Source organism: Wolbachia endosymbiont (group A) of Lypha dubia (assembly GCF_964028575.1).
In the GTDB taxonomy this organism is placed as follows: domain Bacteria; phylum Pseudomonadota; class Alphaproteobacteria; order Rickettsiales; family Anaplasmataceae; genus Wolbachia; species Wolbachia pipientis.
In genome coordinates this window covers 1,452,932-1,466,636 of sequence record NZ_OZ034796.1, presented here as the reverse complement: position 1 = coordinate 1,466,636, position 13,705 = coordinate 1,452,932, and the positions used below count along the sequence as shown (strand labels likewise).

The 13,705-nt window shown below is 33.7% G+C and carries 13 protein-coding genes and 1 pseudogene; 6 read left to right on the top strand and 8 right to left on the bottom strand.

Going from position 1 to position 13,705, the window contains the following annotated elements; genetic code table 11:
• Nucleotides 1-12 precede the first annotated feature (12 nt).
• Complete coding sequence (locus tag ABWU72_RS07370) at nt 13-927, bottom strand: patatin-like phospholipase family protein (protein ID WP_353284023.1); 915 nt, start codon at nt 925-927, stop codon at nt 13-15.
• Here ABWU72_RS07370 and ABWU72_RS07365 point away from each other — a divergent pair.
• From ABWU72_RS07365 to ABWU72_RS07355, 3 genes and pseudogenes are all read left to right on the top strand, one after another.
• Nucleotides 926-1,249, top strand: a pseudogene (locus tag ABWU72_RS07365) (phospholipase D-like domain-containing protein); the annotation flags it as partial. The gene ABWU72_RS07370 and the pseudogene ABWU72_RS07365 overlap by 2 nt on opposite strands.
• A gap of 215 nt (nt 1,250-1,464) precedes the next feature.
• Nucleotides 1,465-2,487 carry an IS110 family transposase gene (locus ABWU72_RS07360; RefSeq protein ID WP_114517465.1) on the top strand — a complete coding sequence of 341 codons (1,023 nt, stop codon included), beginning with the start codon at nt 1,465-1,467 and terminating at the stop codon, nt 2,485-2,487.
• Between the two features lie 224 nt (nt 2,488-2,711).
• A complete protein-coding gene (locus ABWU72_RS07355; RefSeq protein ID WP_353284021.1) occupies nt 2,712-2,939 on the top strand; it encodes a phospholipase D-like domain-containing protein in 228 nt (75 codons plus the stop codon).
• Here ABWU72_RS07355 and ABWU72_RS07350 read toward each other — a convergent pair whose 3' ends face one another.
• The 3 genes from ABWU72_RS07350 to ABWU72_RS07340 form a co-directional block, all read right to left on the bottom strand.
• On the bottom strand, nt 2,940-3,146 hold the full coding sequence (locus tag ABWU72_RS07350) for a hypothetical protein (RefSeq protein WP_353284020.1): 207 nt from the start codon (nt 3,144-3,146) through the stop codon (nt 2,940-2,942).
• A 191-nt stretch (nt 3,147-3,337) separates the two neighbouring features.
• Nucleotides 3,338-3,820 (bottom strand): IS630 family transposase, encoded by a 483-nt coding sequence (locus ABWU72_RS07345; protein WP_231115908.1) that lies wholly within the window; start codon nt 3,818-3,820, stop codon nt 3,338-3,340.
• Nucleotides 3,821-3,848: 28 nt separating this feature from the next.
• Entirely contained in the window at nt 3,849-4,196 is a 348-nt protein-coding gene (locus ABWU72_RS07340; RefSeq protein ID WP_155968342.1) for an IS630 transposase-related protein, read from the bottom strand.
• An 82-nt stretch (nt 4,197-4,278) separates the two neighbouring features.
• Here ABWU72_RS07340 and ABWU72_RS07335 point away from each other — a divergent pair, with 82 nt between their 5' ends.
• The gene (locus ABWU72_RS07335; protein WP_353284019.1) at nt 4,279-4,641 is read left to right on the top strand and encodes a hypothetical protein; all 363 of its coding nucleotides are present in this window, start codon (nt 4,279-4,281) and stop codon (nt 4,639-4,641) included.
• A gap of 151 nt (nt 4,642-4,792) precedes the next feature.
• Here the strand turns inward: ABWU72_RS07335 and ABWU72_RS07330 are convergent, their stop codons facing one another.
• The 4 genes from ABWU72_RS07330 to ABWU72_RS07315 form a co-directional block, all read right to left on the bottom strand.
• Entirely contained in the window at nt 4,793-5,647 is an 855-nt protein-coding gene (locus ABWU72_RS07330) for an Rpn family recombination-promoting nuclease/putative transposase (protein ID WP_353284018.1), read from the bottom strand.
• A gap of 304 nt (nt 5,648-5,951) precedes the next feature.
• On the bottom strand, nt 5,952-7,652 hold the full coding sequence (locus tag ABWU72_RS07325) for a hypothetical protein (RefSeq protein WP_155968741.1): 1,701 nt from the start codon (nt 7,650-7,652) through the stop codon (nt 5,952-5,954).
• A gap of 106 nt (nt 7,653-7,758) precedes the next feature.
• The gene (locus tag ABWU72_RS07320; protein ID WP_353284017.1) at nt 7,759-8,217 is read right to left on the bottom strand and encodes a hypothetical protein; all 459 of its coding nucleotides are present in this window, start codon (nt 8,215-8,217) and stop codon (nt 7,759-7,761) included.
• 96 nt (nt 8,218-8,313) lie between these two features.
• On the bottom strand, nt 8,314-8,664 hold the full coding sequence (locus tag ABWU72_RS07315; RefSeq protein ID WP_353284016.1) for a hypothetical protein: 351 nt from the start codon (nt 8,662-8,664) through the stop codon (nt 8,314-8,316).
• A 642-nt stretch (nt 8,665-9,306) separates the two neighbouring features.
• On the opposite strand from ABWU72_RS07315, the gene ABWU72_RS07310 reads away from it, so the two are divergent.
• Entirely contained in the window at nt 9,307-10,545 is a 1,239-nt protein-coding gene (locus ABWU72_RS07310; protein WP_353284015.1) for a hypothetical protein, read from the top strand.
• Nucleotides 10,546-10,645: 100 nt separating this feature from the next.
• Nucleotides 10,646-13,435 (top strand): hypothetical protein, encoded by a 2,790-nt coding sequence (locus tag ABWU72_RS07305; protein WP_353284014.1) that lies wholly within the window; start codon nt 10,646-10,648, stop codon nt 13,433-13,435.
• Nucleotides 13,436-13,705 lie beyond the last annotated feature (270 nt).

Below are 13,705 nucleotides of genomic sequence, written 5' to 3'. Positions count from 1 at the left end.
GAATTTGACGTATCAAGATATAATATTACAGAATTTTTCTATCACTTTCTGATTGTCCTCTATCATTGCTTTTGCCTCTTGCTGAAGAAATTTGATATTTTTTGATGTAATATTATCCATGTCAGGTGATGCTATTTTTAATTGCGATTGTATGCGTATATATTTATCACCTATAACTTGATCAAGTTGGTAATTTACTGAATCTAAACTTGAGGCAAACATCACATGTAATAGTGGTTTTATCCAGCCTATTTTTCCTAATCTTCTTGAATTAGCTATGCTTCTATCTGTCCTGCCAGTACCAATTGATAACAGTATAATCTCATCATTTGGAAATAACCTCTTACCACTTGCATATGCACAAGCCGCTGGATTATTTGCAAATACTCCGCCATCCACTAATACTCTTTCTATCTGGTCAATTTTTAGATATTTTGGTATGAAATAAGTGGGTGCTGCAGTTGTAGCTCTGAGTGCATCCTTTAACTTGACAAAATCTCTATCTTCTTTCCAATTCTTAAAAAAGAAAGGACGATTGTTATGAATATCATAACTGGTAAGCAGTACATTACTTAAGGTGCTTTGTAAAGTATCATCACCAAAATATTTATCCAATACAAATTCAATATTTTTATGTGGGTATTGTGCGCAATTAAGCCAAGAAAATATTGATCTTCTCAAAAATGAAGATTTAAAAATATATGGTCCATATTCCCGATAGAACTCAACTAAATCATTAGCAGAATATTGAGGTTTATCTTTTTTACATAATCCTGCTATAACAATTCCACCAGTTGAGGTTCCTGCCATAAGATCAAAGATTTCAGCTACTCTCTTTCTTGTTCTTTTTTCTATTTCTGCTAGAATAATGGCTGGTATTATGCCCCTTATGCCTCCGCCGTCAACTGAAAGGATGTATTTTTTCATGATTAGATATTTATTAGTTCTATTAACTTGCTCACTTTTATCAGGGTGTGTTTCTTGTCCAAAAACTACAGTTTGCTTCACGCCTAGAGAAAATTGTGCCGAACAAATAACCAATGCTATAGATCAAGCTCAAAAATCCATATTAATTCAGGCATATCAATTTACTTCAAAGCCTATTGCACAATCTTTAATTAGAGCAAAAAAACGTGGTATTGATATTAGGGTTATCCTAGATGAATCACAGGTCAGCTCAAAATACAGCGTCATCAATGAATTATTTAGGCAAAAAATACCGATATACATAGACTATAAACCTTGTATCTTGAAAAAAGCATCTAATGTTTTAAGCTTAAGCATTAGTTGGAGAAGGGAGGAACTCTGATATAAACCTTAGATATAAAATCTGTTTTGCAGATAAGAGCTCCCTCTCAAAAGTATAGGCTGGACGGCGTCTTAGAAAGACCTAAATGGTTCTAATTCTGTATTAACAAGGTTAGCCTTACTTTTCATTTTTAATGGTAACGTATGGGGTTATATATGATCAACAACTTTCTTGGCATAGATGTATCAAAAGATCGCTTTGATGTTTTTCTCTCATTTATAAGTAAAAAAGGAAAACGTGAAACTAGGAAAAGGAGCTTTAAGAACGATGATCATGGGTTTCAAGGTTTACTGAGCTTTCTACAAAAACATAATGTAGAACAAGTAAAAGCCTGCATGGAAGCTACCGGTTGTTATAGTGAAGCTTTGGCTGAATTTCTACACAATACTGGACATTTTGTTAGTGTTGTAAATCCTTATTGCATAAAATCCTACGCAAGAAGTAAGCTTACACGGCAAAAAAATGATCAGACTGATGCAGAAATTATTGCTGATTGTTGCCAAAGACAGGAACCTACTCGTTGGACACCACCTTCTCCTGAACTGAAAAAATTAAAACATCTTTATCGTTGCTCGGTTGCGTTAAAAGATGAATTGATATTAGTAAATAACCACTTAGAAAAAAAAGAGAGACTGCCCAAAGAAGTTGCAAATGCTTGGGAAGACCTTGCAATGAATATAGCTCAAAAAATAGAAACAATAAAAAACTCCGTACGTGAACTATTAAAGCAACACAAAGAGTTGTTGGAAAATTTTCAACTTCTACTGACTATTCCAGGAATAGGAGAGGAATCAGCAGTAGCTATTTTAGCTGAGGTTCCTGACATAGAAGTTTTTAGAAATGCCAGACAATTGGCAGCATATGCAGGAGTTATACCGAGAAATATAACATCAGGTTCATCTGTATATGCCAAACCCAGATTAAGTAAATCCGGTTCACAACCATTACGTAAGGCACTTTTCTTTCCTGCCATAGTAGCTAAGAATCACAATCCTATTATTATGAGCTTTTGCCAGAGATTAAAGGAAAAGGGTAAGCATAATATGGCCATAGTTGGGTCTGCAATGCGTAAGTTACTTCATATTGTTTTTGGTATTTTAAGATCAAAAAAGGCTTTTGATCCTGACCATATCAAAAACTACAGGGCCAGGAGGTTAACTGAAGGTTTAGTACTTTAAAATCAAAAAATGCTTCCATTCTATCTTATGTAAAATGGCATCTTACACAAATTCATTGAATGTAATTGGTATGTTGATAAGTAAATTAGTTTTATATATACAAGACAGCAGAAATTTACTTATCAACATAACTATAATCTGTATCCGCTATACAGGATGTGAGTTGGAAGTATTTTTTAGTTTTACAATACAGCCTAGGCAATGAGACAATTTTTATAATTTTTTTGTTGACTGACAAGACGGCGTCTGCAATTTCACACAGCAAAATTATGATTATTGATGAGCAAAAAATCATAACCGGATCATTTAACTTTTCAGATGCCGCTCAGCAAAGAAATGCTGAAAACCTATTGATCATAACAGGAGATCCTCCACTAGTTGAGCAATACATCGAAAACTGGAAGGATCGTAAATCTCAATCTGATCCTTATACACCAAAAGTAGAAGAATAATTACTTAAAATCAGCTTTAAGCTCATCCAATTCCTCAGAAAGATTTTTTACCCTTTCCTCAAGTACTAATACTTTTTCCATTAAACCATATTCAATAAGTTTATCGTGAAATTGTACCCTTGAGTCTAGCTTGGATAACCACCATATCAATGCTACGGTTTGGATTAATATGGTAATAATTACTGTAATTGGGATTTTTTTTAGCATATTTTTTACTGGTTATAAAATAATTGCAAATTACTGATAAAAGAAGAAATATGTTCAGTTTCTATATTTTGCTGTGGTAGTCACTATTTGAATTCGTATTGCTCTTCTGCAGATCCTTATGACTCCAATATATCTTTGATCTTATTTGCTATTTTTGAGCGAGCCTTCTGCATTGGAAAGTATAGTATTTTCTAAAATGAATGATAAATTTCCATTATGGTATTACCAACCAAAAGTTGTAAGTCTGTATATTTATGCATTAAAGGTCTGAGGCGGCTTTTGATGGTATTCCAACAATGCTCTATAGGGTTCAAATCTGGTGAATATGTTGGTAGATAGAGCAAACGGCATCTAGCATTATCTATTAACTCCTTTGTTTTGGGAGTTTTATGGAATGTGGCATTGTCCATAACTATTGTAGTACCATGTGGCAATTTAGGTAATAACATCTTCTCTAACCATGTATTGAATACCTCTTTGTCACACCCACCTTTGAAAGTCATTGGTGCAATAAATCTCTTTCCAATCCACCCGCCTATTATACTGATTCTCTCTCGTTTTCTTCCTGGAATATCTGCATAAATTTTCTTTCCTATTGGAGCACGTCCATACTCTCGGTATAACCTATTATCAACTCCTGCTTCATCTATATATAAGATGCTGGAATGGTCTATTTTTGAGATTTTATCGGTAAATCGCTGCCTATCTTCTTGATTGCGCTCTTGATATAGTGTAACTTTTTTTTAAAGTAATTCTTAGCTGTTTCAGCCTATACCAAATTGAATTTATTCCAAATCCAAGATTTTGTTTCATCTCTGCCAGCGTATGATCTGGATTCTTTTTAACATATTCTTCGAGTATTTTTGGGTCTATTTTTCGAATAAAGCTGCCGTTTTTCGATGGCCTTAGGCTTTCACCAGCGGCTTTCTTTCTTAACCAGCGGTACAGAGTTGCTATTCCTATCTCCAAAAGCTCTGCCACCTCAACCTTTGACTTCCCTTTTTCTATCATCGATACTGCCCTTTCCCTTAAATCCACACTATACGCCATTATAACTCAAATAGCTTATTATACCTTTATCATTTACTTTGGGAAGTACTATACTACAGCTAAAGATGAAAATAGTAAGGAAGTGCGTGAAGTATGTAAATATGGTGTAACAAATAAAGATACTACTCACATAATTGATAAAGCTACAGAAACTGACACAAAATTATGTAATATAAATAGTGAAGATCTTCAACCTATAAGTGAAAGCAGCGGAGAAGCGCAAATAGAAACTACTGTAGAGCCAACTTCCGAACCATGTTTTGATAGTAGATTTGGCAATTCTGTAGACGAAAAAAACAAACCGTTAACGCAACAAAGGCAAGCAATCCTGGCTGGTGTTGTTGGTGCAATATTATTGGCAAATTGTGTTGCATATGAAAATGCCTGTAGTAGCAGCGGTTGTGGGAATAGCTGGATTGGTATATCTGAGCTTTGTGTTGTATAATGTGCTGAAACCAAGTACGAAAATCGAAAAAGTAGAGGACATAGAACAACCAATTGTTGAGTCTTCTTTGAATCCAACATAAAAGGACATACTCAAAAAACGTCAAGTAAATTTCAAATAAAGTAATTTCTTTGGAAGAATCTATAAGTTATTAAACTTTCTGCAATTCTTTTATCTCACTTACAGAAAGACCAGTAAACTTGACAATAGTGTCAATATCAACATTATTAGCCAGCATTGTTTTTGCTACTTCAATTTTTCCTTCAATTTTTCCTTCGATTCTACTTTGTTTGATGCAAGATACATTATCATCCTCGTTTTTCTTAGTCCATTCATACATAGCCCGTTCATCATCAGTCCAATTGTATCCAACCAATTCATTATAAGCTTTACCGATAATTACATCACTTCCTATTATTTTTTTTAGATCCTCTTCACTAGTTTCACTTGCATACTTAAAAAAGTAACACCATTTTTCGAATATATTTTCTAATTGATCCTCTTTTGTTTTTGGAAATTTCGGTAGTTCTATGAAAGTAAAACTAAAGTCCTTCAGGTCATGTTCGTGAGTAATCTTATCAAGAGTAACATGATCGAACTTGTAGGCTGATTTATGAGGAAATAGAACAAAATCAGTGATGGCAATGAAGATAACTTCTTTAAGGTTTTGGTATTGGTCACCCACGCCAGCTTGACTAAAATAAGCTCCAGCAGCATAGTATTGTGCGCGTTTTTCAAAGCCAGTAGTTCTTGCGACCTGCATCTCAACAATCGTTTGAATACCTTTAGAATCTCTACAGAGCACATCGACAATACTCTCCTTTTTAGTGGCAATTTCAGGGTTTCGAATGGGACTTAGAAATTGTACATCCTTTATTTCAGCTTCACCAGTTAGACCTAGAACATCATTGAGAAAATGAATCAGAATATCCTTATTTTTCTCAGTACCAAAGATGCGCCGAAACGCAAAGTTGTTCTTTGGATCAAGAAATTTTGACAAAGCCATAAGAAATTAACCTAAAAAGCATCAATAATTATACACAATTCTGAAGAAATGTTCAACTTCTTTATGCTAAAGTCTATTAAAGTTAGCTGAATTTCAAGAGTTGGCAAATTGAGGTAGGTGTTCCTATTAATGTAGTACATCAGGCAACTGGCCTACACAATCTTGAAGATAGTGGTATGCTTGAAAAACCATAAACTTCAAGAGGGGGAAGCTAATTTCCTTAGAAAAGTCCTTAAATCATTAACCTAATATTACCTCCTTTCACACTTCTGCCATTTCCTCTTGACTTGCTATGCCTGCCAGATTAACGACATTGTGAACTGCTGTCTATTTTAATATCACTATTATCAGAATGTAAAGAGTTAAGCGAATGGCTACGCAATATTGGCTGTGCTTCACTCAATTTGCTACCTGGACCTAGCTGGTCACCAGCTTGATTTTTAGGACATTGTTGGCTAGGTGAGCTGCAACTGGTTTTGTTTTGTTGTTCTTCTTTAGTACTTTCAGATATTTTTCCATTTGTCATTTTTTCTATTTTTGCAAAAGTTGCTTTTCTACGTTCCATACGTTTTACTAGAAGTCCTGAAACTAACTGACGACGCTCTGAATCTTGTCCATCGATTTGTCTATGAAATTCTAAATCTTCTTTAAGAAATTGCTCACCATGTTTATCCATTTTTTTGTAAAATTCGTTGTATAGACTATCCATCGTCTCTAAAAAATTCATCTGCACTTCTAAAATCCTTTCATAAAAATCCTTTTCAGGCGGAAACTCCCTTTCCAGATAGCCTGAGTATACATCGATCACTTGAACGAGTAACTGCAGTGCATATTCTTTATTCAATGAGTCAATATGTAAAGACTTAGCTGCCGATTCCCTACTTGCTTCATTACCATAGCAATAATAAGCCAAAAGGTGATGAGAAAGTCTATGTAATGATAAAAGATCGTTTAAATTTTCAATAACTTCATTATTAGCTTTGCATATAACTTCACTATTTTTAGAGGTACTACAAACTGTTGTAAACGATAGCACCCATGATGCTAGTAAATTTATACTTCTAGGCTCTTGAGTTAAATAAACCTTATGGCATATAGCTAAAATACTTATATATTCTATAAATGGCAGAGTAAAATACTTATCTGCTTTTTGATAATCTTCTTGATTATTAATGCAATAAGGATACCCACATTTTATTAAGTTGTTTGCGTTGATTAACATCTTGTGTTGAAATTCACTTTGACCTAAAAAGTCGTCAATTTTAGTCAATATTTTACCCTGAGTACTACACTCATTTAACATTTGAGCTGCAATGGGCTTCATATAATTATCTTCTTTACACAGCTCATAAAATGACTTTAGATCAATGAATAATTCTTTGTAAGCATATAAGTATTCTCGAAAATAAAATTCAACATTATTTCTTTCCTTAAGAAATTTATTAAAGCTACCTGAGATAAATCCTTTCGTGCTACTTTGCCCTGATTTTAAAAATTGATTCAGATTAGGTATTAACTTCTCATGCTTGATATAAGACAACTCACCTAGTTTATTTAGTACAGTATAGCTTACTTGTCTTAATTTTTCCTCATTACCTAACAAATTAACCTCTACTTTACTAAAATAGCTATATTTAAAGTCATCATATTGAGAAAAGTTTTCATTAAAGTGCCCTAGTATCTCTCGCACGGCATTTATTTTTGCCTGCACTGCTGTTGCTTTCAGCACTTCTTCTTCAGATCCATTTCGCCTTCGTACTGAGTCAGGATGATATATCGTGCAGAGCTTTTTAAGCTTACTATCAACCTGCGTTTTAAAATATTCCTTATGATCTGTTATAGCTTTCTTTCCCGTACAAATTTTGTGTAGATCATTATCAAGATCAGATAATAACCCATCAGACTTCAGTAGCTTTAGTGTATCCTCGAGCGTAATATGATCTACTGCTGTTGAACCTTGCTCCTGTTGATCAACTTCAATATCAATCTCAAAATTTTCAGACATAACTTTTCCTCTTTTCCATTTCAAATAACAATAGATTAGTAGTAGAATGAAGAGAGAAAGCAATATGCTTATAAGTAAAAAAGGCAGCATTACTTTCTCGGTTAAACTATTTACTCATTCCTTGGCAGCTACTGCTTAGCTTTACTTCATCTATATCAGTACTTGGATTTTCAATTATCTCTATGTCAGATTCACATTCTGAACTATTATCATCTTGTAATTTTGAAACAGTTTTACTTGATTCACCTTCATTACTAGATTGAATATGGTTCGATATATACATATTTCCTGCTTCTTCCCATTTTTGTATTACAGCATTCACACCAGGAAGACAAAGAATTGTATTCATCTTTGCAAGTAATTCTTGATTAACTAGCTTATCCTCATTTCTTTCCTTATCAATTCTTTCAATTAACTCATTTTTTTCTTTAGCAATTGTCTCAATTAATTCCTTGAGGCCTTGCTTCTCTTTATGCATTTGCTTAACTAACTCCTCTCTTTCTTGCTCCATTTTATTAATTAATTCTTGATATTTCTCTTCTGTTTTTTTATTATTCTCATCCATTCTTTTTATTAATTCTTTTAAATCTTCTTTTTCTTCCTCAGACCTTTCTATTAATTCTTTTCTGTCTTGAACGACTGCGTCAATTAATTCTTTGAGCTATGCTTTCTCTTTGTTTGTTTTTTTGATTAAATCTTCTTTTTCTTGCTCCATTTTGTTCAATAATTCCTGATATCTTTCCTCTGTTTCTTTTCCTTCTTCATCCATCTTTTTTACTAATACCGCTAACCCTTCTTTTTCTTCTTCGGATCTTTTCATTGACTCTTCTTTCTCTTTGGCTGCTGCTTTAAGTAAAGAAGAATACTTTTCTTCAATTGCTTTTAACTGATTTTCATGATTTTCTGATATTTGCTTACTTTGAGCTTCTAGTTTTGATATGATTGTACTTTGTCTATATATAGTATAAACTCCACCAACTAGTGCACCTCCAGCTGCTATTGGTAATAACATAAGAACCCCCCTAAAATAATATTGAGTTAGCATACCATAATGAATTTATAATACAACTACTTTTGAAAAAATATTTTTAGCAGAAACGTAAACCAATTAGTGTCACAAAAGTTTTAATTGTTGACTCTCTTCAAAAATGTAAAAAAGTACGTATATTTGTGAGAACACGTTGCGTAAAAATAGGGTTGTGAAAATAAGAACACAAAATTGTTGCAATAAAGCTAAGCAACTTAATTCATATGTAAATAAGACAAAAGTAGCCTAATATGGCTGGTTTTGTGATATGGTAAAATTATTATAAAGAAAAGTTCGAACGGTACACGTGGTAGACCAACCCATCCCAAAACAAAAAGCTCTCACCGCCCTTGGTTTTGAGTGCTGAAAACGGTTATCTTACCTGAGATCTTAATAATATGTTTTGCTAAATTAATATTGATTTACTTGCGGAAGAATAATGAAGACAAGCTCATGACGAAACAAAATTCAAAATAAATAAAATGTCATGTATTGAGTCTATTAAGGGTCTTTTGCCTAAAACTACTTTGGGTTAGAAAATTTTTCTATACATAATGGTAATTGACAAAGTTTTAAAGGTAGAGCAACATGTCTAAAATATATTAAATCTTGTTAGGAGGAGTAAGTATGGGTTACGAAAATGTACAAAAGGTATTACTAACTTCCATTAAAGAGGATGATCCTCATAAAGGGCTTAAAGAGTTAGAGATTAAAAGATGGTGTATTGCATATCAGACATTGCTGAATAAATGGGATAGCACAATAATACCACCCCTTTTTAAGAAAGTTTTAGAAGATGAAACTTGTTGGAAGATAGAAGATGCTTCAGGACAAATTAGACTCAATAGGTATACTTTCGGGGAAAAATTGTTAGCCTTGAAAACTTTAGATGGGCAAAGAAGTCTTATTAGACCCTTTGATCGCTACAGGATTGCATGCTGGTGTTGTTTTGAAGACGAGATAAGAGCTATTTTTGAAGAATTTAAATTAACGTTAGGTAATAAGACAGTAGAGAGTTTAGTTAAGGGATGTAATAACGGGGCTTTAATGATCTACTGGTCACATGCTATAAATAACCAGGAACATCAGTTGAAGTTAAATAATGAGCATCCATACGTTTATGCTTTTAAATCTGCGATGCTAGAAAAGCATGTTGAAGCTTTGGAATTCTTCTGGGATAAGTTACAATCAATTGATTCTGTGTCTTCGAAAAGGAAAGAAGATTTGTTGATGGAAGTGGCATATAATAAAGGACGTTTTTCTGCTGACGATGTTGGAATGGTTGATTTCTGTCTACGTTACCTTCCTGAAGATAAGTATCATGAGCTATTGAAAAGGGATTTTAAACAACATGGATGTTATTATACTTTAAGTATATTAAGAAGAAACCATTCTTTCGAGAACGCCAGAAAGCTATTTGAACATTTAAAGCCAGAAGATTTATCTCCTGAAGCTTATAGTACATCAATGTTTGGAGCGTTAGATTCGGTTTTTTCTGTACCAGATGACAGTTTTATTAAGTCTGGTAGTGACATGCTTACCTCTATGTGGAATCGTCCTGACTTTGATGCTCATAGACAACACTATTTAAATAAGCTAAGCGAACAACTCTCATCAACTAGAGATTTGGTTGCTTCTCTTATTAAGGCAAATAAAGCTATTGAAATATTATCTAAAATTGTTAACTCCCTTAGCCAAGAGCAAATGTACTCTATTATGGAAGAAGATAAATCAGAATATGAGCTGTTTATGAGAGTTAGAAACACGCAATTGGATCGTGGGGCAGGTGATAGTCAGTTGCCAAGTTCATCATTAGATGTAGAGTCTGTAAAACAGGAAGTTACTGATATTAGAAGCAGAGTATAGTGTTTCTGTTTAGGGAATTCAGTTGCTTAGACTTAAACGAAAGCATGAAAAGAGCTTAGTGAGGATAAAATTTGTAAAAGGTTAAAATCGGGGGCTAGTTATGGTTGATAACAATCAACAGCAAGAAAAACCACAAGATTTCGAGCTAATGGAGTTACTTTTTAGTAAGGTAGATTCTTCAATTTCTGATTCACTGGATAAATCTTTTGAAGCAAGATATCAGTCATTGGTTGATCAAATACAATCCTATTTACATTCTAGTGAAAAGCCAGGCTTTTTTCCTCATAGGTTTTTAGGTTCTTTTTCCAGTGTATTAGATACTAAACTTAATGACAAGCTAGGTATAAAGAAGTTACACTTTCGTTTTGAGGGATCAAGAACTTTAAAGGTTGTAGCAGAAACGGAATCCAAAATACATGTTTTTATTTTTACTGAAGATATAGAAGCTCAACACTCTAAGCCTTCAGATGCCCATACTAGGAGCTTTGAATTCACAAAGGGCGAGTTCAAGAGTGTAATAGGTAGAGATTACAATGAATTGGATGCTCGTAAGCTTCAAATTGATGTGATAAAAATTCTAAAAGACAAATATGAGTTAGTAAAAAGCAAACCTAAATCAGACAAAGATGTTAAATCAAAGAAGTTATACTTATATCTGAAAAGGGATGGTGTGCTAGAGTATAAAGCTAAGAATGTATATGGTAATGTTAAAACAATCGAGATTAGTCGTGACCAATTAAAAGGCAAGGTTTTCGATGAAGTCAAGCAGTTTCTAGGTAAGCAAGGTAAAGATCTTAGTGATGATGCCAGGAAGGAGTTATCTAGAATGACTTCAGAAAAGGGATATACCTTAAAGAGCGATGGAGAAGATGAAAAAATAAATATTCAGGTAGAAAGTAAAAAGAAGATCAAGGATATACCTATCTCTCCTCCAACAGAATTTCCATTTATGGAAGTGAAAAAAAAGCTAGGTAAATCTGTCTATCTGGAAAGTTATATTGAAAAGCTTGCTAATCCAGATGCAGAAATAGATCAAGTTCAGGAAAATCTTAAAGCCATTCTGAATTATATTAAAAAAGTTCATACTAATTTAGATTTACAAGCTAATGTTTATGGCATTAAAGCTCGTGAAGCTGGTCAACATGGTTTTGTAGCAGGAATGTTTGATAACTTTCGATATCGTGATAATACCAAACTCTATCTGGAACAATTTGCTGGAGGAGGTTATGCTGATATTGTTTTGCTTGTTCGTGGACCTGATCGTGCTATTGATTCAGTTCCAATTCTTATTGAACTCAAGGCTGGAACTGAAGGACAAGTTGATCCAAGTGATGCGCTGGAGCAAGCTAAAGGTTACATTGAAGGTTTTAGACCAAATAAGATGAGGATCTTAACCAATGCGGAGAATGCTATTGCTGTTGGGTTAAATTTAGATCTCAAAGAACCATTTAAAACTGAAGTAAAACCTATTAAACAACCACCAGCTCCTTTGATGGAGGAATTTATCGAACTAGTTGGCGAGTGGGATAATCAATCAATTTCTGAGGAAGTTTTTAAGCGAAAGGTAAAAGATTTGTTATCAAGCGAATACCATACTTTTCCAGCGAATAAAGAAACAAAAGATCATTACTATTTCAGTAGAGATATATTAGGTCAATCAATTTTAATTAACGAGATTGGTCAAGATCAGGATAACGTAAAAAAATATATATACTCATATGGTGAGTACCCGCTGAACTGGCCTCAGGGAACAGAATACACTTTATCTAAAAGCCCTGTCACAACATTAATATTTGTTCAAGGTAATGAAGGGCAGGAAAAAACAGCATTCATTTTTCATATACGAGAGTCCAATACGAGAGCATTCTATGCTGATAAAAAAATTCCAGTGCTAAACATACCTGGAATAGGAGAAGTAAAAAATGTCATAGAAACTAAAATGAGTCTTAAAAAATATGAAACAGGGTTATCTTTTGAAGAACTTTTTGAAATAGAACAGGTAAGTAAATATAAGCCAAGTAGTATCGATCAGCAGTTTACAGGTGGTTTTCTTAAGATGCCTAATTCTGATGAATTAAAGGCAAAATTTAATCAAGCAATTACTTCTCAATATGCTACTTCTTCTGAAGGTACAGACTTATTGCTAGGTTATAAAAGTCTACTTACTGAGATAGCAGATGCGATTTACCCTGTTAAAGGTTTGATTACAAATGAAGCAAGATTACAAGCTGTGCTTAATGGCTTCCTTAGTAGTTATAGTGATTTGAAGCTAAAAGAGACTTCTACAAACCAAGAAGATTCTGCAAAAATTATAATTATACCTGAATTTCAAGTAGGAACAGGTGGTCATGTAGATATGGTAATACAAGGTATTGGTCCTTCACCTCAGGGTACTAAAGAATACACTCCTATAGCGCTGGAATTTAAGCTTATAGATAAAAATTTAAATCAAGATCAGCTGAAACAGGAAGTTGATAAATTAACAAAAGAACAAAATATTAGATATGCTAAAGGGGCAGCACTGAAAGCAATCACAGATAGTGATAAAATGTTTTTCATGGGTGTAGTTGTTAATATAGGGGCTAAAGATAAAAATTCTTTAATATTAACAAGTGATGAGTTTGTTCCTGCTCTAGTAGTTCACAGTTCTATTCATATGATACATCCTGATACAGTAGAACAACAAGGAGAAGATCGGCGGACTTTAGAATCTACAGGGATTAGTAGTGTTCCCAGAGGTCGTGGGCGTGGTGTGAGAAGAAGTGAGTTAGAATCTCCAGGAATTAGTAGTGTTTCTAGGGGTCGTGGGCGTGGTATGAGCCCTAGAAGTGAGTTAGAATCTCCAGGAGTTAGTAATGTTCCCAGAGGTCGTGGACGTGGAAATCAATGAGCAAAAGAGGATATTAGGTTAACTCAAAGCAGTGTAGTTACCTCTCTTTATGATAAATATAATTTTATTAGTACTGACGCTTTTAATGACAATGTTATGACAAATAACGCGAATGATATGGAGGTAGGAGATTCATTTGGTATCCGTTCAGGCAATAGCGTCAACTTAAGAGCCTTCATTAACAAACTCTCCTAAAGACTGATGGCGTTTAGGCTTATCAACTTTATTGCAGCTATACAATCACTGATATTTTCCTTAAATTGATGCCAT